The organism is Polaromonas sp., from assembly GCF_041689105.1.
Classification (GTDB): domain Bacteria; phylum Pseudomonadota; class Gammaproteobacteria; order Burkholderiales; family Burkholderiaceae_C; genus Polaromonas.
The window spans coordinates 1-25,965 of the sequence record NZ_JBDNGU010000026.1 but is presented as its reverse complement, the minus strand read 5'-3'; the positions used below and the strand labels follow the sequence as shown (position 1 = coordinate 25,965).

General features: G+C 60.2%; 28 protein-coding genes and 2 tRNA genes. 22 read left to right on the top strand and 8 right to left on the bottom strand.

The annotated features are described in order from the left end of the window. Positions 1 to 58: 58 nt before the first annotated feature. From petA to ACESMT_RS02250, 6 genes are all read left to right on the top strand, one after another. On the top strand, positions 59 to 682 hold the full coding sequence (gene petA, locus ACESMT_RS02275; protein ID WP_372824841.1) for a ubiquinol-cytochrome c reductase iron-sulfur subunit: 624 nt from the start codon (positions 59 to 61) through the stop codon (positions 680 to 682). Between the two features lie 76 nt (positions 683 to 758). After that, positions 759 to 2,159 carry a cytochrome bc complex cytochrome b subunit gene (locus ACESMT_RS02270; RefSeq protein ID WP_372824839.1) on the top strand — a complete coding sequence of 467 codons (1,401 nt, stop codon included), beginning with the start codon at positions 759 to 761 and terminating at the stop codon, positions 2,157 to 2,159. 15 nt (positions 2,160 to 2,174) lie between these two features. Then, a complete protein-coding gene (locus ACESMT_RS02265) occupies positions 2,175 to 2,945 on the top strand; it encodes a cytochrome c1 (RefSeq protein ID WP_372824837.1) in 771 nt (256 codons plus the stop codon). Between the two features lie 87 nt (positions 2,946 to 3,032). Continuing rightward, entirely contained in the window at positions 3,033 to 3,644 is a 612-nt protein-coding gene (locus ACESMT_RS02260) for a glutathione S-transferase N-terminal domain-containing protein (protein WP_077594012.1), read from the top strand. A gap of 162 nt (positions 3,645 to 3,806) precedes the next feature. Further along, on the top strand, positions 3,807 to 4,361 hold the full coding sequence (locus ACESMT_RS02255) for a ClpXP protease specificity-enhancing factor (RefSeq protein WP_372824843.1): 555 nt from the start codon (positions 3,807 to 3,809) through the stop codon (positions 4,359 to 4,361). A 24-nt stretch (positions 4,362 to 4,385) separates the two neighbouring features. After that, positions 4,386 to 4,461: transfer RNA gene (locus ACESMT_RS02250), tRNA-Thr, on the top strand. Between the two features lie 110 nt (positions 4,462 to 4,571). On the opposite strand, the gene ACESMT_RS02245 is transcribed toward ACESMT_RS02250, so the two are convergent. Beyond that, positions 4,572 to 4,889: a hypothetical protein gene (locus ACESMT_RS02245; protein ID WP_372824835.1), complete on the bottom strand. Its 318-nt coding sequence runs from the start codon at positions 4,887 to 4,889 to the stop codon at positions 4,572 to 4,574. A gap of 34 nt (positions 4,890 to 4,923) precedes the next feature. Here ACESMT_RS02245 and ACESMT_RS02240 point away from each other — a divergent pair, with 34 nt between their 5' ends. From ACESMT_RS02240 to ACESMT_RS02220, 5 genes are all read left to right on the top strand, one after another. Beyond that, positions 4,924 to 5,907, top strand: coding sequence for a M23 family metallopeptidase (locus ACESMT_RS02240; RefSeq protein WP_372824833.1), 984 nt, complete (start codon positions 4,924 to 4,926; stop codon positions 5,905 to 5,907). Between the two features lie 136 nt (positions 5,908 to 6,043). After that, on the top strand, positions 6,044 to 8,809 hold the full coding sequence (gene secA / locus ACESMT_RS02235; RefSeq protein ID WP_372824831.1) for a preprotein translocase subunit SecA: 2,766 nt from the start codon (positions 6,044 to 6,046) through the stop codon (positions 8,807 to 8,809). Positions 8,810 to 8,846: 37 nt separating this feature from the next. After that, positions 8,847 to 10,088 (top strand): bifunctional glutamate N-acetyltransferase/amino-acid acetyltransferase ArgJ, encoded by a 1,242-nt coding sequence (gene argJ, locus ACESMT_RS02230; RefSeq protein ID WP_372824829.1) that lies wholly within the window; start codon positions 8,847 to 8,849, stop codon positions 10,086 to 10,088. Between the two features lie 14 nt (positions 10,089 to 10,102). Then, entirely contained in the window at positions 10,103 to 11,053 is a 951-nt protein-coding gene (locus ACESMT_RS02225) for an ATP-binding protein (RefSeq protein WP_372824827.1), read from the top strand. 1 nt (position 11,054) lies between these two features. Continuing rightward, entirely contained in the window at positions 11,055 to 11,534 is a 480-nt protein-coding gene (locus ACESMT_RS02220) for an NUDIX domain-containing protein (RefSeq protein WP_372824825.1), read from the top strand. A 154-nt stretch (positions 11,535 to 11,688) separates the two neighbouring features. On the opposite strand, the gene ACESMT_RS02215 is transcribed toward ACESMT_RS02220, so the two are convergent. Together ACESMT_RS02215 and ACESMT_RS02210 are read right to left on the bottom strand one after the other, a co-directional pair. After that, positions 11,689 to 12,333: a lytic transglycosylase domain-containing protein gene (locus tag ACESMT_RS02215; RefSeq protein WP_372824823.1), complete on the bottom strand. Its 645-nt coding sequence runs from the start codon at positions 12,331 to 12,333 to the stop codon at positions 11,689 to 11,691. Further along, complete coding sequence (locus ACESMT_RS02210) at positions 12,330 to 14,072, bottom strand: proline--tRNA ligase (RefSeq protein WP_372824821.1); 1,743 nt, start codon at positions 14,070 to 14,072, stop codon at positions 12,330 to 12,332. The genes ACESMT_RS02215 and ACESMT_RS02210 overlap by 4 nt, the downstream gene beginning before the upstream one ends. Before the next feature lie 114 nt (positions 14,073 to 14,186). Between ACESMT_RS02210 and ACESMT_RS02205 the strand changes: the two genes are divergently transcribed. Together ACESMT_RS02205 and ACESMT_RS02200 are read left to right on the top strand one after the other, a co-directional pair. Beyond that, a complete protein-coding gene (locus tag ACESMT_RS02205) occupies positions 14,187 to 14,876 on the top strand; it encodes an RNA pyrophosphohydrolase (RefSeq protein ID WP_372824819.1) in 690 nt (229 codons plus the stop codon). Beyond that, positions 14,866 to 15,360: a CNP1-like family protein gene (locus ACESMT_RS02200; RefSeq protein ID WP_372824818.1), complete on the top strand. Its 495-nt coding sequence runs from the start codon at positions 14,866 to 14,868 to the stop codon at positions 15,358 to 15,360. Before ACESMT_RS02205 ends, ACESMT_RS02200 begins: the two co-directional genes overlap by 11 nt. Here ACESMT_RS02200 and proB read toward each other — a convergent pair. The 4 genes from proB to rplU all read right to left on the bottom strand — a co-directional run bounded on the left by proB (position 15,335) and on the right by rplU (position 18,381). Further along, positions 15,335 to 16,486: a glutamate 5-kinase gene (proB, locus tag ACESMT_RS02195; protein ID WP_372824816.1), complete on the bottom strand. Its 1,152-nt coding sequence runs from the start codon at positions 16,484 to 16,486 to the stop codon at positions 15,335 to 15,337. The genes ACESMT_RS02200 and proB overlap by 26 nt on opposite strands. A gap of 83 nt (positions 16,487 to 16,569) precedes the next feature. Beyond that, the gene (gene cgtA / locus ACESMT_RS02190) at positions 16,570 to 17,652 is read right to left on the bottom strand and encodes an Obg family GTPase CgtA (RefSeq protein WP_372824814.1); all 1,083 of its coding nucleotides are present in this window, start codon (positions 17,650 to 17,652) and stop codon (positions 16,570 to 16,572) included. Between the two features lie 122 nt (positions 17,653 to 17,774). Further along, the gene (gene rpmA / locus ACESMT_RS02185) at positions 17,775 to 18,032 is read right to left on the bottom strand and encodes a 50S ribosomal protein L27 (RefSeq protein ID WP_372824812.1); all 258 of its coding nucleotides are present in this window, start codon (positions 18,030 to 18,032) and stop codon (positions 17,775 to 17,777) included. A gap of 37 nt (positions 18,033 to 18,069) precedes the next feature. Further along, positions 18,070 to 18,381: a 50S ribosomal protein L21 gene (rplU, locus tag ACESMT_RS02180; protein ID WP_372824810.1), complete on the bottom strand. Its 312-nt coding sequence runs from the start codon at positions 18,379 to 18,381 to the stop codon at positions 18,070 to 18,072. A gap of 161 nt (positions 18,382 to 18,542) precedes the next feature. Between rplU and ACESMT_RS02175 the strand changes: the two genes are divergently transcribed. From ACESMT_RS02175 to ACESMT_RS02135, 9 genes are all read left to right on the top strand, one after another. Further along, the gene (locus ACESMT_RS02175; RefSeq protein ID WP_372824808.1) at positions 18,543 to 19,526 is read left to right on the top strand and encodes a polyprenyl synthetase family protein; all 984 of its coding nucleotides are present in this window, start codon (positions 18,543 to 18,545) and stop codon (positions 19,524 to 19,526) included. A gap of 19 nt (positions 19,527 to 19,545) precedes the next feature. Beyond that, positions 19,546 to 19,619, top strand: a tRNA-Gln gene (locus tag ACESMT_RS02170). A 147-nt stretch (positions 19,620 to 19,766) separates the two neighbouring features. Further along, complete coding sequence (pilB, locus tag ACESMT_RS02165) at positions 19,767 to 21,494, top strand: type IV-A pilus assembly ATPase PilB (protein ID WP_372824806.1); 1,728 nt, start codon at positions 19,767 to 19,769, stop codon at positions 21,492 to 21,494. Between the two features lie 32 nt (positions 21,495 to 21,526). After that, a complete protein-coding gene (locus tag ACESMT_RS02160; RefSeq protein ID WP_372824804.1) occupies positions 21,527 to 22,741 on the top strand; it encodes a type II secretion system F family protein in 1,215 nt (404 codons plus the stop codon). Further along, complete coding sequence (locus ACESMT_RS02155; protein WP_372824802.1) at positions 22,741 to 23,601, top strand: A24 family peptidase; 861 nt, start codon at positions 22,741 to 22,743, stop codon at positions 23,599 to 23,601. The genes ACESMT_RS02160 and ACESMT_RS02155 overlap by 1 nt, the downstream gene beginning before the upstream one ends. A gap of 4 nt (positions 23,602 to 23,605) precedes the next feature. After that, positions 23,606 to 24,214 (top strand): dephospho-CoA kinase, encoded by a 609-nt coding sequence (coaE, locus tag ACESMT_RS02150; RefSeq protein ID WP_372824800.1) that lies wholly within the window; start codon positions 23,606 to 23,608, stop codon positions 24,212 to 24,214. A gap of 35 nt (positions 24,215 to 24,249) precedes the next feature. Then, positions 24,250 to 25,005, top strand: a complete 756-nt coding sequence (gene zapD, locus ACESMT_RS02145) for a cell division protein ZapD (RefSeq protein WP_372824798.1) — start codon at positions 24,250 to 24,252, stop codon at positions 25,003 to 25,005. 32 nt (positions 25,006 to 25,037) lie between these two features. Beyond that, on the top strand, positions 25,038 to 25,244 hold the full coding sequence (locus ACESMT_RS02140) for a DNA gyrase inhibitor YacG (RefSeq protein ID WP_372824796.1): 207 nt from the start codon (positions 25,038 to 25,040) through the stop codon (positions 25,242 to 25,244). A gap of 51 nt (positions 25,245 to 25,295) precedes the next feature. Next, a complete protein-coding gene (locus tag ACESMT_RS02135) occupies positions 25,296 to 25,538 on the top strand; it encodes a hypothetical protein (protein ID WP_372824795.1) in 243 nt (80 codons plus the stop codon). A 40-nt stretch (positions 25,539 to 25,578) separates the two neighbouring features. Here ACESMT_RS02135 and grxD read toward each other — a convergent pair whose 3' ends face one another. Next, positions 25,579 to 25,899: a Grx4 family monothiol glutaredoxin gene (gene grxD, locus ACESMT_RS02130; protein WP_372824794.1), complete on the bottom strand. Its 321-nt coding sequence runs from the start codon at positions 25,897 to 25,899 to the stop codon at positions 25,579 to 25,581. Between the last annotated feature and the right edge of the window lie 66 nt (positions 25,900 to 25,965).

Sequence of the window (25,965 nt, the reverse complement as noted above, 5' to 3'; positions counted from 1 at the left end):
GGGTTGACCCCAATACGCCCTTTTTCAAGTTTTTCAAGCCTGTTCTTGTAGGACACCCATGACCGAAGCAAGCCTCAAGGCGCCGCTGAGCGCGCCCATCGATAAAGATAAAAGAAACTGGATCATCACCACTTGCGCCGTTGGTGGTGCCGGTGCCGCCGCTGTTGCCGTGCCTTTCGTCAGTACCTTCCAGCCGTCTGAGCGTGCCAAGGCCGCCGGCGCTTCGGTAGAGGTGGATATTTCTTCGATGAAACTGGGCGAAATGCTCACCGTTGAATGGCGCGGCAAACCGGTCTGGATTGTCAAGCGCACGCCCGAGCAGCTGGCCGAATTGAGCACGCACGATGCGGAGCTGGCCGACCCGAACTCCAAGCGCAAGCCCGCCGAACTCACACCCGAGTACGCTCGCAACGAAGCCCGCTCCATCAAGCCCGAGATTTTCGTGGCTGTCGGCATCTGCTCGCACCTGGGCTGCTCGCCAATCTCGAAATTCCAGCTCGGTGCCCAGCCTTCCCTGCCCGATGACTGGGACGGCGGTTTTCTGTGCCCCTGCCATGGCTCGACCTTTGACATGGCCGGTCGCGTGTACAAAAACAAGCCGGCGCCAGACAACCTGGAAGTGCCGCCCCACATGTACCTGTCAGACGCCAAGCTGCTGATCGGTGAGGACAAAAAAGCCTGAAGCTTTGCTGGACAAGCTGGCCGGTGCCGCGTGGCGCCCGCCCAAGTCCTTCACCGACTAGCAAATAGGATCCCTTATGGCTGAATTCAAAGAAATTTCCCCCGACGCGCCGGCTGCAACCCGGCTGATGAACTGGGTTGACAACCGTTTTCCAGCGAGCAAGCTCCTGAAGGAGCATGTGACCGAGTACTACGCGCCGAAGAACTTCAACTTCTGGTACGTGTTCGGCTCGCTGGCGCTGCTGGTGCTGGTCATCCAGATCGTCACCGGTATTTTCCTGACCATGCATTACAAGCCCGACGCCGCGTTGGCTTTCGGCTCGGTCGAATACATCATGCGCGATGTGCCGTGGGGCTGGCTGGTGCGCTACATGCACTCGACCGGTGCCTCGGCGTTTTTCGTGGTGGTTTACCTGCACATGTTCCGTGGCCTGATGTACGGCAGCTACCGCAAGCCGCGCGAGCTGATCTGGATTTTCGGCTGCGCGATTTTCCTGTGCCTGATGGCCGAGGCCTTCATGGGTTACCTGCTGCCCTGGGGCCAGATGAGCTACTGGGGCGCCCAGGTGATTGTTAACCTGTTTGCCGCGATTCCCTTCATCGGCCCTGACCTGGCGCTGCTGATCCGCGGCGACTACGTGGTCGGTGACGCCACCTTGAACCGCTTTTTCGCCTTCCACGTGATCGCCGTGCCGCTGGTGCTGCTGGGCCTGGTGGTCGCGCATCTGATCGCGCTGCATGAAGTCGGATCCAACAACCCCGACGGCGTGGAAATCAAGAAGTACAAGGATGCAGATGGCAAACCGCTGGACGGCATCCCTTTTCACCCCTATTACACGGTGCACGACATTTTTGCCGTCAGCGTGTTTCTGATGATTTTCTCGGCCATCATTTTCTTTGCGCCCGAGGCAGGCGGCTATTTCCTCGAGTACAACAACTTCATCCCCGCCGATTCGCTGAAGACGCCGTCGCACATCGCCCCGGTCTGGTACTTCACGCCGTATTACTCGATGCTGCGCGCCATCACCAGCGAGATGATGTACGCGCTGATCGCCTGTGTGCTGGCCGGTGTCGTTCTGGCCGTGCTCAAGGCAAAAATCGCAAGCCTGTTCAAGGCGGCTATTGTTGGCGCGGCTGTGGTGGCGATCGCCGCGATGCTGCTGATCGACGCCAAGTTCTGGGGTGTGGTGGTCATGGGCGGCGCGGTCATCATCCTGTTTTTCCTGCCCTGGCTGGACCACAGCCCGGTCAAGTCGATTCGATACCGGCCCGATTGGCACAAGTATCTCTACGGTATTTTCGTCATCAATTTCGTGGTGCTTGGTTATCTGGGCATCAAGCCGCCTTCGCTGATCAACGAACGTGTGTCGCAGATCGGAACCCTGTTTTACTTTGGCTTCTTCCTGCTGATGCCGTGGTGGAGCCGTTTGGGGACCTTCAAGACGCCCCCTGATCGCGTGACTTTTGCCGCCCACTGAGCCGGAGACCTGAACATGACGAAGACATTGAAACAACTGGCTCTGGCGCTGGTGGCCGTGATGGCACTGGCCGGCAACCTGGCACATGCGGCGACTACAGGCATTGCCTGGGACAAGGCGCCCAACAAGACCAACGACCTGGGCGCCCTGCAAAACGGCGCGAAGCTGTTTGTCAATTACTGCCTGAACTGTCACTCTGCCGCTTTCATGCGTTACAACCGCCTGACGGACATCGGCCTGACCGAGCAACAGATCAAGGACAACCTGCTTTTCGCCACCGACAAGGTTGGCGAGACCATGAAGGCAGCCATCGATCCGAAGCAGGCCAAGGACTGGTTCGGCGGCAACCCGCCCGACCTGACCGTGATCGCCCGTTCGCGCGCCGGCCAAGGCGGCTCCGGTGCCGACTATCTCTACACCTACCTGCGCACCTATTACCGGGACGACACCAAGGCCACCGGCTGGAACAACCTGGCCTTCCCGAGCGTGGCCATGCCGCATGTGCTGTGGGAGTTGTCGGGCGAGCGAAAACCGATCTTCGAAGAAAAGGAAGAGCACGGCCACAAGGTTTCCACCTTCAAGGGCTGGAAGCAGGTCACGCCTGGCACCATGAGCCCGCTGCAGTATGACCAGGCCGTGTCCGATCTGGTGGGGTATATGCAGTGGATGGGTGAACCCGCACAAAACACCCGCGTTCGGGTTGGCGTCTGGGTGCTGCTTTTCCTGCTGATCTTTACCTTCATTGCATGGCGCCTGAACGCTGCGTTCTGGAAAGACATCAAGTAATTTTTTTCGCCGGAGCTTGTTCCCCGGCACCTTCTGGAGTGGATGCCTTCAGCGTATCCACTCCTTTGCATTTAGGAGTTCGCAACCATGATGGTCCTTTATTCAGGCACGACCTGCCCGTTCTCCCACCGCTGCCGTTTTGTGCTGTTTGAAAAGGGCATGGACTTCGAAATCCGCGACGTGGACTTGTACAACAAGCCGGAAGACATCAATGTCATGAATCCCTACGGCCAGGTGCCCATCCTGGTCGAGCGTGACCTGATTCTGTATGAGTCGAACATCATCAATGAGTACATTGACGAGCGTTTCCCGCATCCGCAGCTGATGCCCGGCGACCCGGTGGACCGCGCACGTGTCCGCCTGTTCCTGCTCAATTTTGAAAAAGAACTGTTTGTCCACGTCAACACGCTGGAAGCCCGCGCCTCCAAAGGCAATGAAAAGGCGCTGGAAAAAGCCCGCTCGCACATCCGCGACCGCCTCACCCAGCTCGCACCGGTGTTTCTGAAAAACAAGTTCATGCTCGGCGACAACTTTTCCATGCTCGACGTGGCGATTGCGCCGCTGCTGTGGCGTCTGGACTACTACGACATCGACCTGTCAAAAAATGCCGCGCCCCTGCTCAAGTACGCCGAACGGATTTTCTCGCGTCCGGCCTACATCGAAGCGTTGACGCCGTCCGAGAAGGTCATGAGGAAATAATGGCCTCCACCCTTGCCACTGCGTGCGCTGCGCTGCCCCCTGAAGGGGCCGCTGCGCTTGCAGCCCGGCAAAGCCGGTTTTGCGGCCCCTGCTTGAAGGGATGGAGTCCAGCGCTTTTCGCGCATCATGCCGTCCTGGCCCGGGTCACGCGTGGCTGATTTCATGAACGCCCCGGATGCCACTTCGACGCGGCCCTATCTGATACGGGCGCTGTACGACTGGTGCACCGACAACGGTCTCACACCTTATGTGGCGGTGGCTGTGGATGAAACGGTGCAGGTGCCGCGCGAGTACGTGAAGAATAACGAGATCGTGCTCAACATCAGTTTTGACGCCACCAGCTCACTCAAGCTGGGCAATGACTTCATCGAGTTCAAGGCGCGTTTTGCCGGCAGTGCGCGCGAAATCTTGGTGCCGATTGGCCGTGTGGTCGCCATTTATGCCCGCGAAAACGGTCAGGGTATGGCGTTTCCGCTGGCGACTTCTGCGTCGCAATCTCCACTGGCTGGCGCTGATGTTGCGGCGTCCCCAGCGCCGGCGCTGTTGCCCGCAGAGAAGGCAGCTGCGGAACCGGCGGTGGGCGCTGGCGCAGAGGCGAAGATCGTACAATTGGTCCCGGCCAACCATGCAGCCTCTGGCGGCGAGGAGGATCCGGAGCCACCCGATCCGCCCAAGCCGCCGCAGGGCAAACGGCCTTCACTCAAACGGGTGAAATAACAGGTCAAGTAAACTGGGGTTTGTGCCGCTTTAGCTCAGTTGGTAGAGCAACCGCCTTGTAAGCGGTAGGTCGTCAGTTCGAATCCGACAAGCGGCACCATTTCCCCAGTGCTCCCCCGAGGCGTTCGCTGCCAGCACAGGCAACTATCACTTCGATAGCACCCTCATCAGGCTGCGTATGCCTTCGCCACGCGGCGTGGCTGATTTCTATTACTTTCGGGCTATTAGTATCTTCAACCGAATTGAGGTAACCTTCCAACCTTTGCTGGCCAAGCGGGACTGGATCAAGGGCAGGAGTTGGCGGATTTTGGCCGCCGCCGCATTGCTGCCGACCAGCAGGCACCAGACGCCCTGGTCAATGGGGCCGGCCTGAATAGCCGGGCGCAGTGCTTCAGGGATCAGGGACTCAATCGCCTTGAGCCTGTCATTGGATTCCTGGACAAGGCTGGTCAATCGTGCCAGGGAAGGCGAGTTCTGGGCAGCCTGGCTGAAAGTGACGGCCCGATGCGGACGGTGGCTGGAATCCACGGCGGCTAGGCTCAGGTTTCAAGGAGTTGCATACGTGCATTTGATTATCACGGATGCGTGGCTTGCGAAAAGTCGCGCCGTTTATTTAAGTGGCACCCGGCTGGTGGTCGTCGGCTTTGTCGCGGCCCTGGCCCTGATGCTGGTCGCCGCAGGCATGTACCACTGGGTTTTTCTCAAAGGGGCGCGCGAAGGCTGGCCAGTCATCGGCTCGCTTGTCAAACTTGTGGTGAAAGACGAGTTTGAGCAACGCGACCGTTTTCTGCGCGAAAACCTCGATGCGATGGCCAAAAGGCTGGGCGAGATGCAGGCCAAGATGATGCAGCTCGAGGCGCTGGGCGAACGGGTGTCCGGCCTGGCCGGCGTCAATCCCAACGATATCAAGACGCAGCCCGGCCGAGGTGGCGTCCTGGTGACGGGCCGATCGCTCACCATGGAAGAGCTGCAGGCTACGCTGTCCGACCTTGACAAGCTGACCGACCAGCGCGCGGACCTGATGACGGTGATGGAGTCGCGCCTGTTTGACCAGAAGATCAAAAAAATGATGGTGCCTACCCAGCAGCCGGTGCAAGCCGGCATTCTCGGCTCGTCTTTTGGCTGGCGCCTTGATCCCCTGAATGGCCGGTCGGCGCTGCACACCGGCCTGGACTTTCCTGCCGATCCTGGCACGCCGATTCTGGCTGCTGCAGGTGGCGTGGTCGTCGCGCAAGAGTACCACCCGGCCTACGGCAACATGGTGGAAGTCGACCATGGCAACGACCTGGTGACGCGTTATGCGCATGCTTCCAGGGTGCTGGTCAAGAAGGGCGACCTGATCAAACGGGGCCAGAAAATAGCCGAAGTAGGCACCACAGGCCGCTCGACCGGACCTCACCTGCATTTTGAGGTGCTGGTTCAGGGTGTTTACCAGGATCCGCAGAAATTTCTCACAGCTGGCCAGAAACTGCCGCAGCCCCCGGCACTTGCCGCCGTCACCTTGCCGTCAACCGCGCAGCCCGGCCAGATGGCCCGCCCGAAGTAACAGCGCGGCAGAGGTAAAATCTCCCTTTTGGCGTGCAGTTGAACAAACTGCAAGCGCCCACACGTACGTCGATACTCAATAAGGGATTACGGCCGCACTGCCAGCTCATGGGAGCTGCCAGCGCGGCCTCGTATTTATGGCTTCCAATATCCTGACCCAAATCTTCGGCAGCCGCAACGACAGGCTGCTCAAAACCTACCGCAAATCCATAGAGCGTATCAACGCGCTGGAAGCGCCGCTTGAAAAGCTCGACGACACCGAGCTGCGCGCCAAAACCCGGGAATTCATAGACCGCGTCGCCGCAGGCGAAACACTGGACGCGATTCTTCCCGAGGCGTTTGCCGTTGTCCGCGAAGGCAGCAAGCGCGCCATGAAAATGCGCCATTTCGACGTGCAGCTGCTGGGCGGCATGGCCTTGCACAACGGCAAGATTTCTGAAATGGGGACGGGAGAAGGCAAGACCCTGACCGCTACGCTGCCGGTGTACCTCAATGCCTTGACCAGCAAAGGCGTCCACGTCGTGACCGTTAACGACTACCTGGCCAGCCGTGACGCGCGCTGGATGGGCCGGCTGTACAACTTTCTCGGCCTGACCGTCGGCATCAATCTGCCCAACATGCCGCGCGAGGAAAAGCAGGAAGCCTACCGCTGCGACATCACCTACGGCACCAACAACGAATTCGGCTTCGACTACCTGCGCGACAACATGGTCTATGAAGTGGCTGACCGCGTGCAGCGTGGCCTGAACTTCGCCATCGTCGATGAGGTGGATTCGATCCTGATCGATGAGGCCCGCACGCCACTGATCATCAGCGGCCAGGCCGAAGACCACACCGAGATGTACCTGGCGATGAACAAGGTGGTGCCGCTGCTGACCCGGCAAGAGGGCGAAGCCGATCCGCGCACGGGCGAAGGCGTCATCAAGCCAGGCGACTTCACGCTTGACGAAAAAACGCAACAAGTGTTCCTGACCGAGCAGGGGCATGAAAACGCCGAACGGATCCTGTTCAGCCTGGGCCTCATCCCGGAAGGCGCCACGCTGTACGATCCGGCGAATATTTCGTTGATGCACCATCTGTACGCGGCGCTCAGGGCCAACAACCTCTACCACCGCGACCAGCACTACGTCGTTCAGGAAGGCGAAATTGTCATTGTTGACGAGTTCACCGGCCGCTTGATGTCGGGACGGCGCTGGAGCGAAGGCCTGCATCAGGCTGTGGAAGCCAAGGAAGGCGTCCAGATTCAGCCTGAGAACCAGACCATGGCGTCGATCACGTTCCAGAATTATTTCCGCCTGTACGGCAAGCTGTCGGGCATGACCGGCACGGCCGATACCGAGGCTTTTGAGTTCCAGTCGATTTATGGCCTCGAAACCACGGTGATTCCGCCGAACCGGCCGAGCCGGCGCGAAGATCAGCTGGACCGCGTCTACAAGACCACGCGCGAAAAATACGAAGCAGCCATCAAGGACATCCGCGAGTGCCATGAGCGCGGCCAGCCTGTGCTGGTGGGCACCACCTCGATTGAAAATTCAGAAATCATCGACAAGCTGCTGGAAAAGGAAAAGCTGCCGCATCAGGTGCTTAATGCCAAACAGCATGCGAGTGAAGCCGAGATTGTGGCCCAGGCCGGCCGCCCCGGCATGATCACGATTGCAACCAACATGGCAGGGCGAGGCACCGACATCGTGCTGGGCGGCAACGTTGAAAAGCGTATCGAGGCGGTCGAAGCCATGGAAACGGCTCCCTCTGAAGGCAAGGAGGCGGAAGTCGTCCGCCTGCGTGCCGAGTGGACACAGGAGCATGAAAAGGTCAAGACCCTGGGTGGCTTGCGCATCATCGCCACCGAGCGCCACGAATCCCGCCGCATCGACAACCAGCTGCGCGGCCGGTCCGGGCGTCAGGGTGACCCGGGGTCCTCGCGTTTTTACCTGAGCCTGGACGACCCGCTGATGCGCATTTTTGCCGGGGACCGGGTCCGCGCGATCATGGAGCGGCTCAAGATGCCCGACGGTGAGGCCATTGAGGCCGGCATCGTGACGCGCAGCATCGAATCGGCCCAACGCAAGGTCGAGGCGCGCAACTTTGATATTCGCAAGCAGTTGCTGGAATACGATGATGTGTCCAACGACCAGCGCAAGGTGATCTACCAGCAGCGCAACGACATCATGGACGCGACCAGCCTGACGGAGCAGATAGCCTCCCTGCGCGAAGGCTGCTTCACCGACCTGACCCGGCAGTACATTCCGGTTGAAAGCGTCGAGGAGCAATGGGATATCCCGGGTCTGGAGAAGGTTCTGCGTGACGAGTGGGAGATGGAGCTGTCGCTCCAGCAGGAAGTCGAGGCAGCCAGCGCCATTACCGATGAAGACCTGCTGGAAAAAGTCATCGCTGCCGCCAATGAGGCGTTTGCCGGCAAGGTTGAAAAAATCGGTGAAGAAAACTTCACCCAGTTCGAGCGCATTGTGCTGCTGCAAAGCATCGACAAGCACTGGCGCGACCACTTGAGCGCGCTCGACCACCTGCGCCAGGGTATCCACCTGCGCGGCTATGCCCAGAAGCAACCCAAGCAGGAATACAAGCGCGAGGCGTTCGAGTTGTTCGGCCAGTTGCTCGACAGCGTCAAAAATGAGGTCACCAAAATTCTCATGACGGTGCAGGTGCAGTCGGGTGAACAGCTTGGACAGGCCGCCGAGGAAATGGAAGATCGTGCAGAGCGGATCGCCAACGTGACCTACACGGGACCGACCGAAACCGGCGACGTCGAAACCAGGGTTGACGAGCAGCCACAACGCTACAAGCAGGCCTTGCCAGCTGGTGCGGTGCCGCGTGTCGGCCGCAACGATCCCTGCCCCTGCGGCTCTGGAAAAAAATACAAACTCTGCCACGGCAAGCTCAATTGAGTTTCGCCCGTCGGCCTGCTTCTGGAGCCAACACAACATGCCTGTGAACCTGCTTGCCACGCCGGCCGACCAGCTCCATCCCGTGCCCGGCGTGCGCTGGGGCATCACCGAGGCGGGCATCCGCAAGGCCGGCCGCAAGGACCTGTCTGTGCTGCTGCTTGACGAAGGCACCTCGGTCGGCGCGGTATTCACCCAGAATCGCTTTTGCGCCGCGCCGGTCCAGATCTGCCGCGAGCACCTGGCCCGAAACGGCGGCAAGAGCCTGGGCATACGCGCGATGCTCATCAACACCGGCAATGCCAATGCGGGCACCGGCGTCGATGGCCTGAACCGTGCGCAAGCCAGCTGCATCGCGCTGGCGCGTGAGCTGAACATTGCGCCTGAGCAGGTCCTGCCGTTTTCCACCGGCGTGATCATGGAGCCCCTGCCGCACGACCGCATTGCGGCCGGCTTGCCGGCGGCCGTGGCTGACGCGCATGCCACCCACTGGGGCAAGGCGGCCGAGGCGATCATGACCACCGATACCGTGGCCAAGGCTTTTTCAGCGCGCATCATGGTGGGCGATGCGCTTGTAACGATCACTGGTACAGCCAAGGGCGCCGGCATGATCCGGCCGAACATGGCGACCATGCTGGGGTTCCTGGCGACCGACGCCTGCGTGGCGCAGGACCTGATGACGCAACTGGCAACCGAGTTGGCCGAAGGCTCGTTCAACCGCGTGACGGTGGATGGCGACACCTCTACCAACGACTCCTTTGTGGTGATGGCCACGAACCGCGCGAAACATGCGGTCATCACCTCCCTGGACAGCGTGGACGGCCAGGCCCTGAAGGCCGCCATGCTCGGTGTTGCGCGCCAGCTCGCGCAGGCCATCGTCCGCGACGGCGAAGGGGCCACCAAGTTCATCACCATCCAGATCGAAGGCGGCAAGACGGGCGCGGAATGCCGTCTGGTGGCGTATGCGATTGCGCATTCGCCGCTGGTCAAAACGGCGTTTTTTGCCAGCGATCCCAACCTCGGCCGTATCCTGGCGGCGGTCGGTTATGCCGGCATCACCGATCTCGACCAGACGAAGATTGACCTCTACCTCGACGACGTGCTGGTAGCCAAAAACGGTGGCCGGTATGTGGACTATGTGGAGGCTGACGGCCAGCGCGTGATGAAACAAAGCGAAATCACCGTGCGTGTGTCGCTGGGCCGTGGCACCGCTGCAGATACCGTCTGGACCTGCGACCTGTCCTACGACTACGTCAAGATCAACGCGGACTACCGCAGCTAAGAATCTTTCCAAGCATGAACGAGCAATTTGAACGCCTGATGGCGCGCGCAGAGTCTCTGCTGGCGCGTATTGAATCCGTGCTGCCGCAGCCGCTGTCTGCACCCGACTGGCCCCAGGCCGTGGCCTGGCGCTACCGCAAGCGTAGCTCGGGCCATGGCGCCCTGGAACCGGTGAAACATCTGGGCGTCATGAACCTGACCGATCTGAAGGAAATCGACGGTCAGAAGGAAAAAATACAGCGCAACACCGGGCAGTTTGTCAGCGGCAAGCCGGCCAACAACGTGTTGCTGACGGGGGCGCGCGGCACCGGCAAGTCGTCCCTCATTCGCGCCTGCCTCAATGAATACGCACCGCAGGGCCTGCGCCTGATCGAGGTGGACAAGGCCGACCTGACGGACCTGCCCGACATCGTGGACGTGGTGACCGGGCGTCCTGAAAAATTTATCGTGTTTTGTGATGACCTCAGCTTTGACGAAGGCGAGTCTGGCTACAAGGCGCTCAAATCCGTGCTGGATGGTTCGGTGGCCGCTACTGCGGCCAATGTGCTGATTTATGCCACCAGCAACCGCCGCCACCTGCTGCCCGAGTACATGAAGGAAAACCTCAGCTACAAACACAGCGACGATGGCGAGCTCCATCCCGGCGAGGTGGTGGAAGAAAAGATCTCGCTGTCCGAGCGTTTTGGCTTGTGGGTCAGCTTCTACCCCTTCAGCCAGGACGAGTACCTGATCATCGTGGCGCAGTGGCTGTCATCTTTCGGCGTGGACGATGCAGCAATTGCCGCGGCAAAACCCGAGTCCCTGGTCTGGGCGCTGGAGCGCGGCTCGCGCAGCGGCCGTGTGGCCTATCAGTTCGCGCGTGACTATGCGGGCAGGGCTGCAGGCAACGAGTCTCTCGCGCCGCAGCGCGCCAAGGTCGCTGACTATCAACGCGGCAACCCGGCCGGCAACGCGCAGGACTACTGAAGTGGCCGTGCTGGTGGCAGACGGCGACCGGCCTCGTGAGGGCTTGCAGGACGGGCAAGCGCGCAAGGTGGTCGATGTGGCGGTTGGCGTGCTGGTGCGCGCCGACGGCGACTTCTTGCTGACCTCGCGACCTCCCGGCAAGGTGTACGAGGGCTACTGGGAGTTTCCCGGCGGCAAGCTGGAGCAGGGTGAAACGGTGGAGCAGGCGCTGCGCCGCGAGCTTCACGAAGAAATTGGCATCACCCTGGCCGCTGTCCATCCCTGGAAAGTTGAGCTGGTGGACTACCCGCATGCACTGGTGCGGCTCAATTTCTGCAAGGTTTTCGAATGGACTGGCGAGCTGCACATGCGCGAAGGCCAGCTGTTTGCCTGGCAACGCCTGCCGGTGGCGGTCAGGCCGGTGTTGCCCGGCACGCTGCCGGTGCTGGCCTGGTTCGCTGCAGAACGACAGTTTGCTGGCGCCACACATACGTCCGAGTGAGGGCAGGCGCCGCAGGCCAATGATTGAGTGCTCTTATATTGATAGCTTCTAACGTCCGTGGGTAAAGGGCTGGAGGCCAATTCGGCTTGATATTGCTGGCGATTCCCGATTCCCGATTCCCGATTCCCGATTTCCGATTCCCGGTCCTGAATCCCTACGCCGCGAACTCCCAGAGCTTTCTCGCACCCAGCACAGCATCCGGATAGGCCGCCTTGCCGCGCGAACCGTTGTAGCGACCCAGGCCCATGAACAGGTCGCCTTTTTCCCGGTCCAGGTAGTGGCGCAGAATCACGCAACCAAAACGCAAATTGGTCTGCATGTGAAACAGCTTGCCGGCGTCGCCGTCGCCAATCACGCGCGTCCAGAACGGCATGACCTGCATGTAGCCGCGCGCGCCAACCGGGCTGACCGAAAACTTGCGGAAGTTGCTCTCAACCTGAATCAGGCCCAGTACCAGCGCCACGTCCAGACCGGCCCGCTTGCTTTCGTACCAGACGGTTTGCAGGAATTCCTTGCGCACCTGCCACTCCGGCTTCTTCTTGCGCAGGCGCTCGCTCATGGCACCCAGCCAGCGCAGGTGGGCCAGCCGGCTTTCGGTGTCGCGAAATTCAGGAATGGGAGGCGCGCTGCTGAGAACAGCTGAACTCAGCGCCGTACGCACCGAGTCGATCAGCGGTTCCTCAATCTGCGCGCCTGCGCTGGTTTGATTTGAAATAAATAGAAGTAAAGCCCCGGCTGACAAGGACTGGAGGCATGTTCTCCTTGCAAGGCTGGCGGGGTCGGGCGCCGCTGCCCTCATGCCGCCAGTTTGCCCTTCAGGAAAGCAAAAACCTCACCGGCCGCCACGTTGCTGGCAGCGGTGTCGCGGCGGTGCTGGTACTCGACCTGCCCCTCCTTGAGCCCGCGGTCGCCAATGGTCACGCGGTGCGGCACACCGATGAGCTCCCAGTCGGCAAACATGGCGCCCGGGCGCTCGCCGCGGTCGTCGAGAATCACGTCCACGCCAGCGGCGGCCAGCTCGTCATGAAGCTTGTCTGCTGCGGCTTTGACATCGGGGAAGCGGTCCGGGCTGATGGGGCACAGCACCACCGTGAAGGGCGCAATCGCGTCGGGCCAGATGATGCCGCGCTCGTCATGGTTTTGCTCGATGGCAGCGGCTGGCAGGCGGGTGATGCCTATGCCGTAGCAGCCCATCTGCAGGAACTGCGGCTTGCCGTTTTCATCGAGAAAAGTGGCGTTCATGGCCTGGCTGTATTTGGTGCCCAGCACAAAAACATGACCGACCTCGATGCCGCGTTCAATCGCCAGAACACCTTTGCCATCGGGCGACAGGTCACCGGCCACCACATTGCGCAGGTCCGCGATCTGGGTGGGTTCTGGCAGGTCGCGACCCCAGTTGACGCCGGTCAGGTGGACATCCGGCTCATTGGCGCCGCAGACCCAGTCGGCCATGGCAGCGACCTCGCGGTCCACCACCAGTTTGACTGGCTTCTGGAGCATGAGCGGGCCGAGGTAACCCGGCTTGCAGCCGAAGTGATCCTCAATCTCGGCCAGCGTTGCGAAACGAAAACCTGTGAGGCCGGCCACCTTGCCGACCTTGACCTCGTTCATGTCGTGGTCGCCGCGCAGCAACAGCAGCCAGACCTGGGTCTTGGTGACCTTGCCAGCGTCGTCGACCCCGTCCGTAGCCAGCACCAGGGACTTGACCGTTGATTGCAGCGGAATCGCCAACAGCTCCGCCACGTCGGCACAGGTGGCCTTGCCCGGTGTGGCCGTTTTGGTCAGGACCTGAGAGGCCGCCGTGCGCCCGGCCTGCGGCGCCAGCGCCTCGGCTTTTTCCATGTTGGCCGCGTAGTCGCTGTCCTGGCAGTAAACGATGGCGTCCTCGCCAGTGGCGGCAATCACCTGGAACTCTTCGCTCAGGTCGCCGCCTATGGCGCCGCTGTCGGCGGCCACGGCGCGGTAGCGCAGGCCGAAGCGGTCGAAGATACGGCGATAGGCCTCACTCATGATGTCGTAGCTCTTCTTGGCGGCGGTTAAATCCCGGTCGAAGCTGTAGGCATCTTTCATGGTGAATTCACGGCCGCGCATCAGGCCAAAGCGGGGACGGCGCTCGTCGCGAAACTTGGTCTGGATCTGGTACAGGTTCTTGGGTAGCTGCTTGTAGCTTCTGAACTCCTGGCGCGCGGTATCCGTGATGACTTCTTCGCTGGTGGGCTGGACAACGTAGTCGCGGTCGTGCCGATCCTTGATACGCAACAACTCCGGTCCGTTGGTGGTAAACCGCCCTGTCTCCTGCCACAGTTCAGCGGGCTGGATGACAGGCATGCTCAACTCGACCGCGCCGGCGCGGTTCATTTCCTCACGCACGATGGCTTCAACCTTGCGGATCACGCGCAGACCCATGGGCATGTAGGTGTAAATGCCGGCGCCCAGTTTCTTGATCATGCCGGCGCGCGTCATCAGCTGGTGGCTGACAATTTCGGCATCGGCGGGCGCTTCCTTGAGCGTGGAAATGAAGAACTGGGAGGCTTTCATGGCTTGTTTTTTCGGGCTTCGTGAAGTTTTTGGGACGGCGGCCCCGAGGTGCGCTTGGCTCTGAGCATTCTGCTGTGCATAATGGACTCAGTTTATAAAATTTGAGGTTTGATTATGCTTGACCGGGACGGCTTTCGGCCCAACGTCGGCATCATCTTGCTCAACCAGAGAAGTCAGGTATTTTGGGGCAAGCGCATACGCACCCACTCCTGGCAGTTTCCGCAGGGCGGCATTGACCGGGGCGAAAATCCCGAGCAGGCCATGTTCCGCGAATTGCATGAAGAAGTGGGGCTGTTGCCGCAACATGTGCAGGTGCTTGCCCGGACCCGGGACTGGTTGCGCTATGAGGTACCCGACCGGTTTATTCGCCGCGATGCGCGCGGACATTACAAAGGCCAGAAACAAATCTGGTTTCTCCTGCAACTGGTCGGCCACGACTGGGACCTGAACCTGCGCGCCACCGACCATCCCGAGTTCGACGCCTGGCGGTGGAACGACTACTGGGTGCCGCTCGACGTGGTGGTGGAGTTCAAGCGCGGTGTTTACGAAATGGCGCTGACCGAGCTGTCGCGTTTTGTGCCGCGTGCCGATAACCGATTCGACGTGAGGCCTGACCACCGTAACCGCTACCTGCGCGGTGGCCTGCGCCAGCGCGATCTCGTGGATGCCGGGGCGGGCGATCAAGGATTGCGCAGCGCCGGGATGCCGGGCGCCTCTTTTGAGCTCCCTCCCGGGGCAACCTTTGAACCCGATCCGCAGACCAACGTGGCAGCCGCTTCCAGGAACGATAACCATGAAATTTAGACCCTTGGGCCTGGCGTTTGTGCTCGGTCTGTCTCTGACTGCCTGGGCGCAAACTGTGGTCGACGCGCTGGACTGGCAGGAGGGTGAGGTGCCGCCGCCGCCCGCTTTCGACGCGGGAAAACTTCTGAATTTTGACGTTTCCAGCGGCTCGTCCCTGGTGTACGGTGTGGACCCGGCCAGCTTGAGTATTGGCAAGGACGGCATTGTTCGTTACGTGGTCGTCGCCACCAGCGCCAGCGGTGCGCGCAACGTGCTTTATGAAGGTCTGCGCTGCTCAAGCGGGGAATTCAAGACTTATGCCCGCTACACGCCGGAAGGCCTTTGGCGCGATGTGGAGAAACCGCAATGGCATTCCATGTTCGGGAACATGCCATCGCGGCATGCATTGAAGTTCGCCCGTGTGGGTGCTTGCGACAATTCGGCCCCGGCCTCTTCGGTCGGTGAAATTGTTCGCCAGCTCAAGACGCAAGGTTATAGCCGGTAAGAACCAGGTTGGTCCGATGGACCATTTCCGCTTCGCCGGTGTAGCCCAGCAGCTTTTCAAACTCCGCCGAGGGCTTGCGGCAAATCAGCCTGGCCTCCGCGCTCGAGTAGTTGGCCAGCCCGCGCGCAATCTCGCAGCCCGCAGGGTCGTGCACGGCAATCACGTCACCGCGCGAAAACTCGCCCTGCACCGATGTCATGCCAATGGGCAGCAGGCTTTTGCCTTCATCGCGTACTTTGCCGGCTGCACCCAAATCGACAACCACCGAACCGCGCAGCTGCAAGTGGTCGGCCATCCAGCGCTTGCGGGCCTGATTCTTGGGTGTCTGGGCGACCAGCAGGGTGCCGATAGCCTCGCCCTGCGTTAGCCGGACCAGCGCGTTCGGCTCCCGGCCCCAGGCGATCACGGTGGAAGCGCCCGAACCAGCTGCGCGTTTGGCCGCCAGGATTTTCGTGATCATGCCCCCCTTGCCGATGCTGGAGCCGGCCCCGCCGGCCATGGCCTCCAGCGTCGGATCGCCGGCAATGGCTTCACGGATGAAGCGGGCGTTGGGGTCTTTGCGGGGGTCGGCACTGTACAGGCCCTTCTGGTCGGTCAGGATGACCAGCGCGTCGGCGTCCACCAGGTTGGCGACGAGGGCACCCAGAGTGTCGTTGTCGCCGAACTTGATCTCGTCGTTGACCACGGTATCGTTTTCATTGATGACCGGCACCACACCCAGCTGCAGCAAGGTCAGCAGGGTGGAGCGGGCGTTCAGGTAGCGTTCGCGGTCGGCCAGGTCAGCGTGTGTGAGCAGCACCTGGGCGCTGCCAACGCCGTGGTCGCGCAACTGGCTTTCGTACACCTGCACCAGGCCCATCTGGCCGACGGCCGCCGCCGCCTGCAGTTCATGAATGGCCTTGGGGCGGGTAGTCCATCCCAGGCGTTTCATGCCTTCGGCAATGGCGCCGCTGCTGACCATGATGACCTCACGGCCGCTTTTGACCAGCACAGCCAGTTGCTGGCACCACAGCCCTATGGCCGCGGCATCGAGCCCGCGGCCTTCGTCGGTCACCAGGCTGGAGCCGACCTTGACCACGATGCGCTTGGCGTTCAGAAGAACCTGGGAACCTGTTTTTTCTTGCATGTTCAGGTGATTTTGGTGCTCTGGGCCTTGATGGGTGGTCGCTGGCAGCTATGATGATAGTAGCGATCCGAGATCGCTGCGACTCAGTTCGGCTCTGGCTCGCCTGGCAGATCGGCAAAACGCGGGTCGATCTCTTCAGGGGCCTGTTCGCTTTTTTGCACACTTTTAACGTGTTGATAAATCGTCTTGACGAGCTGCTCGCAGCCTTCGCGCGTCAACGCCGAAATCTCGAATACCGGTCCCTTGAACTTGAAGCGCTTGACGAAATCCTTGACCAGTGCCGCGCGTTTGTCATCGTCGACCATGTCCAGTTTGTTGAGCACCAGCCAGCGTGGCTTGTCATAAAGCGCCGCATCGTACTTTTTGAGCTCGCCGACAATTGCTTTGGCTTGCGCGACGGGATCGACGCTTTCATCAAACGGCGCCATGTCCACGATGTGCAGCAACAGGCGAGTGCGCTGCAGATGGCGTAAAAACAGGTGGCCCAGCCCCGCGCCTTCGGACGCGCCCTCGATCAGGCCCGGTAAATCCGCGACCACAAAACTTTGTTCAGGCCCTACGCGGACCACGCCCAGGTTGGGATGCAGCGTGGTGAATGGGTAGTCGGCGATGCGGGGTCGCGCATTCGAGATTGCCGAAATAAAGGTGGACTTGCCCGCGTTTGGCATGCCCAGCAGGCCGACATCGGCCAGCACCTTGAGCTCGAGCTTGAGGCTTTTGCGCTCGCCGGGCCAGCCCGGTGTTTTGCTTCGCGGCGCGCGGTTGGTGGAGCTTTTGAAGCGCAAATTGCCGAATCCGCCGTCGCCACCCTTGGCGATCAGGATTTCCTCGCCGGGCACCAGCAGCTCAAACAGCACCTCGCCGGTTTCGGCGTCGGTCAGGATGGTGCCTACCGGCATCTTGAGGATGATGTCGTCGCCTTTTGCGCCAAACATGTCCGAACCCATGCCGTGTTCGCCGTTGCGCGCTTCATGCCGGCGCGAGAAGCGGAAATCGACAAGCGTGTTCAAGTTGATATCAGCCAGGGCGTACACATGGCCGCCGCGCCCGCCATCGCCACCGTTCGGGCCGCCAAATTCCTTGTATTTTTCGTGGCGAAACGAGACGCAACCACTCCCGCCATCACCCGCCGCGATGTCAATATAGGCTTCGTCAACAAATTTCATGGTCTGAAGGTATCTGGCAGCAGGAGAGGCCTGGCGGGACTCCGGGTTAGTTTACGAACTAGCGTGGACAAAACAAAAAAGCCCCGACCAAGCGGGGCTTCGATGCCATCGAAGTGATCAGCTTACGCCGGGGTCACATTGACGGTGTGCTTGTTCAGCGAGCCCTTGATGGCAAACGAGACCGAACCGTTCACCAGAGCAAACAGGGTGTGGTCCTTGCCGATGCCAACGTTGGTGCCCGGGTGGAACTTGGTGCCGCGCTGGCGCACGATGATACTGCCAGCGTTGATCACTTCGCCGCCGAATTTCTTGACACCCAACATCTTGGGCTGCGAATCGCGCCCGTTTCGCGTGGAGCCGCCGCCTTTTTTCTGTGCCATTTTTCAATACTCCTGGTACGTCCTGGGACTTTCCTGCTTAACCGACGATGGCGCCGATTTGCAGTTCAGTGAAATTTTGCCGGTGACCCTGGCGTTTTTGGTAATGTTTGCGACGGCGCATTTTGAAAATGCGAACTTTGTCGTGCCTGCCTTGCGACAGGACAGTAACCGTAACAGTAGCACCGGACACCAAGGGCGTACCAACCGTGATCGTGCTGCCTACTCCGACAGCCAATACCTGGTCAATAACGATCTCTTGGCCTACGTCCGCAGCAATCTGTTCTACTTTAATTTTTTCACCAGTAGCAACTTTGTATTGTTTGCCACCGGTTTTTATGACCGCGTACATGTAAGACCTCTTAAATTGAGTTCTGCGGACGAATTTCCACAGAGCCTATGATTCTAGCACGGGGCGCTGAAAACCCCGCATTACCCCCGTCTGACCGGAAGGGCCGGCGGGATCCGGTCCCGGGCTTCCTATAATCTGGCTAATCTCTTGTCTGGACCGCCTTGACCGCCAATTCCTCTAGCACGACCGCTGCGCTGGCCCTGATCGCCGGCGACATGCAGGCCATGGACGCGGTGATCACGCGCCGCCTTTGCTCCGACGTACCACTGGTCAGCCAGGTGTCGCAATACATCATCGCTGCCGGCGGAAAGCGCCTGCGGCCCGCGCTGCTGTTGCTGATGTGCGGTGCGCTTGGCTACTGCGGCGAGCAGCGTTTCAACCTGGCAGCTGTTGTGGAATTCATACACACTGCGACCTTGCTCCACGATGACGTGGTGGACGAATCCGCCATGCGCCGGGGGCGGGCCACGGCCAATGCGGCTTTTGGCAATCCGGCCAGTGTTCTGGTGGGTGATTTTCTGTACTCCCGGGCTTTCCAGATGATGGTGGATGCTGGTGACATGCGGATCATGCAAACCCTGGCCGAGGCCACCAACGTCATTGCCGAAGGCGAGGTGTTGCAGCTGATGAATATGCACGACGCCAGCCTGTCCGAGAGCGGCTATCTGCGCGTGATCCGTTCCAAGACGGCCAAACTCTTTGAAGCCAGCGCCAGGCTGGCCGCCCTGCTGGCAGGCGCTCCGCCCATGATCGAGCAAGCGTGTGCCGAGTACGGGCAGTCGCTCGGCACCGCTTTTCAGGTGATTGACGATGTGCTCGACTATGACGGTGATGCGGCGGAGATGGGTAAAAACCTCGGGGACGATCTGCGGGAGGGCAAAGCCACGTTGCCGCTGATTATCGCCATGCAGCGTGGCACGGCGTCGGAGCATGCCGTCATCCGCCACGCCATAGAGACCGGTGGGTCGGAAGGGCTGGCTGAAATCATCGCCATCGTGAAACAAACTGGCGCCCTGCAGGCTACGCGGGACGCCGCCGCCTCCGAGGCGCAACGGGCGATTCAGGCGCTGGCAGCCTTTGGGCGCAACCCCTACAGCGAAGCCTTGCTGGAATTGGCGTCTGAGTTGCTGCAGCGCCGTTCCTGACGCCTGACCCAGCGTCTATCGGGGGGTAGCGCAGCCTGGTAGAGCGCTACGGTCTGAACGTAGAGACCAGAAGTTCGAATCTTCTTACCCCGACCGATCGCCGCCATCTTCTTGCCGGTTGTCGCTATTCGTTGTCCTGCTTCCAACACCGGCCGCCGGGTTCAGGCCATTTCGATTTACAGCGTGTGGGTGATCGGCGATGATGTCAATTTTATAAATTCGAGATAGATTCGCAAATTCATGGCCGCAGTCGAAACCGTTGTAAACGCGCCCGCTTTGCCCGGATTGGGCCGGGCGTTGGTGACGGCCGGCAAGCTGGGGCAGAAAGCCGCAGAAGACATTTTTCGCAAGGCACAAAGCAGCCGCACCAGCTTTATTGCCGAGCTGACTGGTTCTGGCGTCGTGTCAGCGTCTGATCTGGCGCACACCATGTCTTCCGCATTTGCGGCTCCGCTTCTCGATCTGGAAGCGATTGACACGCAGCGCCTGCCCAAGGGGCTACTCGACACCAAAATCTGCCAAGCCTACCGGATCGTGGTTTTGAGCAAACGCAGCAATCGCCTGATTGTTGCGACCGCAGACCCCTCCGACCAGGAGGCGGCGGAAAAAATCAAGTTTTCGACTCAGATGGGGGTGGACTGGGTCATCGCTGAATACGACAAGTTGTCGAAGATGGTGGAGGCATCGGCCACCACGGCCTCCGAGGCCATGGACAGCATCATCGGCGATGACTTTGAGTTTGACGAGTCCACCGCAGAAGCAGCCAGCGTGGACAGCAACGACGCTGGCGTGGCCGAGGTGGAAGATGCGCCGGTCGTCAAGTTTTTGCACAAGATGCTGCTGGACGCGTTCAGCATGCGGGCCTCGGATCTGCATTTTGAGCCTTATGAACACACTTACCGGGTGCGATTCCGGATCGACGGCGAGTTGCGGGAGATCGCCTCTCCGCCGGTGGCTATCAAGGAAAAACTGGCTTCGCGGATCAAGGTCATTTCAAAAATGGACATCTCTGAAAAGAGGGTTCCGCAAGACGGGAAAATGAAGCTGAAGATCGGTCCCGACCGTGTCATCGATTTCCGGGTCAGCACCTTGCCCACGATGTTCGGCGAAAAGATCGTGATTCGTATCCTTGATCCCAGTAGCGCGAAGCTGGGCATCGACGCACTGGGATATGAGCCCATCGAGAAGGAACGCCTGCTCAATGCGGTGGCGCGCCCTTATGGCATGGTGCTGGTGACGGGGCCGACGGGCTCCGGGAAAACCGTGTCCCTGTACACCTGCCTGAATATCCTGAATAAAGCCGGAGTCAACATTTCGACAGCGGAAGATCCAGCCGAGATCAATTTGCCCGGCGTCAACCAGGTCAGCATGAACGACAAGGCCGGTCTGACCTTTTCGGTGGCCCTGAAAGCCTTTTTGCGCCAGGACCCCGACATCATCATGGTCGGCGAGATCCGCGATCTTGAAACCGCAGAAATTTCCATCAAGGCCGCGCAGACCGGGCACCTGGTGCTCTCCACCCTCCACACCAATGATGCGCCCGCCACACTGACCCGGCTGCGCAATATGGGGATTGCACCCTTCAATATTGCGTCCAGCGTAATCCTGATCACCGCCCAGCGCCTGGCGCGGCGCCTGTGCCCGGCCTGCAAGGCTCCCACCGACATTCCACGCGAAACCCTGCTCGACGCCGGTTTCAAGGAGGAAGACGTGGATGGGTCCTGGACACCTTTCCGTCCTGTGGGTTGCTCGATGTGCAACAACGGCTACAAAGGCCGGGTTGGCATCTACCAGGTCATGCCTATCACGGAGGAGCTCCAGCGCATCATTCTGCGTGATGGCAGTGCGCTCGAGATTGCCGCACAGGCGGAGACAGAAGGCGTCAAAAGCCTGCGCGGAGCCGGCTTGCACAAGGTCAAGCTTGGCATGACTTCGCTCGAAGAAATCCTGGCCTGCACCAACATGTAGATACAGACACGTCGGTATTTGAAGAAGGCACTATGGCAACCGCAACATCCAGCATCAAGGAATTCGTCTTCGAATGGGAGGGCAAGGACCGCAACGGCAAACAGGTGCGTGGTGAAACCCGTGCCGTCGGCGAAAACCAGGTCAAAGCCTCGCTTCGCCGTCAGGGCGTGTTTCCCACCAAAATCAAAAAGCGCAGCATGCGCTCCGGCAAGTCCATCAAGCCCAAGGACATTGCCCTTTTCACGCGCCAGCTTGCCACCATGATGAAGGCTGGTGTGCCACTTCTGCAGTCTTTCGATATTGTCGGGCGTGGCAACGCCAACGCCCGTGTGACCAAATTGTTGAATGATGTACGCACGGACGTGGAAACCGGCACCTCGCTCAGCGCAGCTTTTCGCAAATACCCGCTGTACTTCAACGCCTTGTATTGCAATCTGGTGGAGGCCGGTGAGGCTGCCGGTATTCTTGAAGCGCTGCTGGACCGGCTGGCGGTTTATATGGAAAAAACCGAAGCCATCAAGTCGAAAATCAAGTCGGCGCTGATGTACCCCGCTTCGGTGGTCGTGGTGGCATTCGTGGTCGTCGCAGTGATCATGATTTTTGTGATTCCCGCATTCAAGGAGGTTTTCTCGTCTTTTGGCGCGGATCTGCCTGCGCCGACACTTTTTGTGATGGCCATCAGCGAATTTTTCGTGGCTTATTGGTGGCTGATTTTCGGCGGCATCGGCGGCGGCTTCTACTTTTTCATGCAGGCCTGGCGTCGCAGTGAAAAAATCCAGCGTGTCATGGACCGTGTGCTGCTGAAGGTGCCGGTTTTTGGTGTCCTGATCGAAAAGTCATGCATTGCGCGCTGGACACGCACGCTGTCCACCATGTTCGCAGCCGGCGTGCCGCTGGTGGAGGCCCTGGACTCGGTGGGCGGAGCATCGGGCAACTCTCTCTATGCCGACGCGACCGAAAAAATCCAGCAGGAAGTGTCCACAGGCACCAGCCTGACAGCGGCCATGGGCAATGCCAACCTGTTTCCCACCATGGTGTTGCAGATGTGTGCCATCGGCGAGGAGTCGGGGTCGGTGGACCATATGCTGGGGAAAGCTGCGGACTTCTATGAGGCGGAGGTCGATGAAATGGTCGCTGGTTTGTCCAGCTTGATGGAGCCGATCATCATCGTTTTCCTCGGCGGACTGATTGGCGGCATCGTGGTGTCCATGTACCTGCCTATCTTCAAGCTGGGCCAAGTGGTTTGATGCCGGGGTGGGTGTCCGGTCTGCCTGCAGGTGCCGACGCCACGCTGGCCGGCATATTGGGGCTCCTCATTGGCAGTTTTTTGAATGTGGTGATTTACCGGCTGCCGAAAATCATGGAGCGCCAGTGGTCGCTGGAATGCGCCGAAATCACTGGTACCGCGCCGCCGGCTGCTGAATCCTTCAACCTGCTAGTGCCGCGGTCGCGCTGCTCGAATTGCGGCCATGTGATCCGCTGGTACGAAAACATTCCTGTCCTGAGCTACCTCTTCCTCAAGGGGCAGTGCTCGGTATGCGGCACCAAATTCGGTGTGCGTTACCCGCTGGTGGAAGCAGTCACCGGCGCCCTGTTCTTTTTCTGCGCCTGGCGCTGGGGCTTGAGCTGGACGGCTCTGGCCTGGGCCGGGTTTGCAGCGTCCCTGTTGGTACTTGCGCTGATCGACTGGGATACAACGCTTTTGCCCGACGACATCACACTTCCGTTGTTGTGGGCGGGACTGATCGTGGCCGCCCTGAACTGGAACCCGGCTACCGGGTTGAGTCAGGCCTTGTGGGGCGCTGTGGCAGGTTATCTGTCACTGTGGCTGGTGTATTGGGCTTTCAAGCTGGTAACCGGCAAGGAAGGCATGGGTTACGGGGACTTCAAGCTGTTCGCGGCCTTGGGTGCATGGTTTGGCTGGTCAGCCCTGGTGCCTGTCATCCTGATGGCCTCCGTCATAGGCGCCGGGGTTGGCATCGCCATGAAATTTTCCAGCGGTTTGCGCGAAGGCGGCTACGTGCCCTTCGGCCCGTTTCTGGCGGGCGCCGGGTTGACTGCCATGGTGTTTGGCCCGCAGGCCATTTTGCGAGTTGTAGGTCTGTAGCGTCATGCAGGTCTTGCGCGTAGGGTTGACCGGCGGCATTGGCAGCGGCAAAAGCACCGTTGCTGGCATGTTGGCAGCCGGCGGCGCAGCACTTGTCGACGCAGATGCGATTTCGCGTCAGGCCACCGCAGCGGGCGGCTCGGCCATGGGACTGATTGCGCAGCAGTTTGGTGCGGCCTTTGTCACCCCCGAAGGGGCATTGGACCGCGACCACATGCGTCAGCTGATTTTCAGCAATCCCCAGGCCCGAAAACGGCTGGAAGCCATTGTTCATCCCCTGGTTGCCCAGGAGACCGAGCGGCAGGCCGCGCAGGCGCTGCAATCGGGGTACGCCTGCATTGTGTTTGATGTGCCGCTGCTGGTGGAGTCGGGTCGCTGGCGCCAGCAGGTCGATCAGGTGCTTGTGGTGGACTGCGATGAGGAAACGCAGATCAGCCGGGTCATGGGTCGCAATGGCTGGAGCCGGGATATGGTTCTGCAGGTGATGGCTGGGCAGGCCAGCCGCAGCCAGCGGCTCGCTGCAGCTGACCTCTGCATTTGCAACGATGGTGCCTTGAGGCTGTCTGCGCTGGAGCTGATGGTGCGGCAACTGGCGCAGCGCTTCGAGCTATGATGGTTGGTCCATCCCGCTGAAAAAGATATATCGCAGTGATTCTTTACGAATATCCCTTCAACGAACGCATTCGCACCTATTTGCGGCTTGAGCATCTCTTTCATCGTCTGGGCGAACTGGCGGTGGGGGAGCACCCGACCGATCACCACTACGCCATCACAACCATTTTTGAAGTGATGGATGTGGCGGCGCGCGCCGACCTCAAGACGGATGTGCTCAAAGACCTGGACAGGCAAAAACATGCGCTCAACGGTTACCGTGGCAACCCGGCGATTTCCGAGGCGGTGCTTGACGAGGTCACGTCACAGCTCGAAGGGTGTTTTTCGTCCCTGAGCAGCTTGCCCGGAAAAGCCGGCCAGTCACTGACGGAAAACGACTGGCTCATGAGCATCCGCAGTCGCATCGGCATCCCGGGCGGAACCTGCGAATTCGATTTGCCGGCTTATTTTGCCTGGCAGCATTTTGATTCAGCGACGCGCCAAAAGGATTTGCAGCGCTGGATTGCAACCCTGGTACCCCTGGCCGAATCGATCCGGGTGTTGCTGAAGTTGCTGCGAGACTCCGGTCTGCCGCAAAAGGTGGTGGCGACCGGCGGGCAGTACCAGCAGACCCTGCCGCAGGGGCGCACTTTCCAGTTGCTGCGCCTGCGCATCGACCCGACCTTGGGGCTGATTCCCGAAATCAGCGGCAACCGCCTGATGGCTTCTGTGCGCCTGATGCGCCATGAGAGCGACGACCGGCTGCATTCTTCCACTGAAGATGCTGCTTTTGAATTAACGCTTTGTTCCTGAATTCGCGATTGGCTTCAAGCTTGAGTTCGAAGATGACTTCAGATCTGCCCAAACCCAAAATCGTGGTCTGTCCCACCTGCAGCGGCCCCAGTGTTTACGGGTCGGAGAACCGGTTTCGCCCCTTTTGCAGCGAGCGCTGCAAAAATGTGGATCTGGGCGCGTGGGCCAGCGAGAGTTTCCGCATGCCCGCCGATGCGCCGCCGGACGATCAGGTGTATGGCGACGCCAAATTGCAGTGACCGGTTTGTGCAGGCAGGCGGCGTGTGACCGCCCTTTCAGGGAGAGTAAAAATGACTCAACACTTGTTTTTCCGGCGCGGCGCGTTTGTGGCCATGGCCTTGTGTATGGGCTTGTCGTCCGCACCCGGCTTGGCCGCCACCGAGAAGGCTAAAAAGGCTTCGCCCGCAAAGAAGCAGGGAAGCACCAAATTCCTGCCCGGATCGCAGGAAACCCGAAAAGAGCGCACGGAACGGCTCAGACGGGAATGCAAGGGCCGGGTCAATGCCGGCGCCTGCGAGGGCTATACGCACTGACCCCGGCGGCATCCGGTCAGCACCAGGACTGGCGCCTGAATCAGGCAGCCGGCGTGTCTAACACCTGCTGGAGCTCGCCGTTCTGGTACATCTCCATCATGATGTCCGAGCCGCCTACAAACTCGCCTTTGACGTAGAGCTGGGGAATCGTCGGCCAGTTGCTGTATTCCTTGATGCCGTGGCGGATTTCTTCGTCTTCCAGCACGTTCACGGTGGCGGGCTTGTTCACGCCGCAGGCCTTGAGCACCTGGATGGCTCGGCCTGAAAAACCGCACATCGGGAACTGGGCTGTGCCTTTCATGAAAAGCACCACGTCACTGGATTTGACGAGCTGGTCAATGCGTTGCTGGGTAGCGTTCATTTCGGGTCCTTGGTATGGGTCATGCCGGTGCTGCCAGGTCGCGCGCCTCTTGGCAGCAGTCCATCC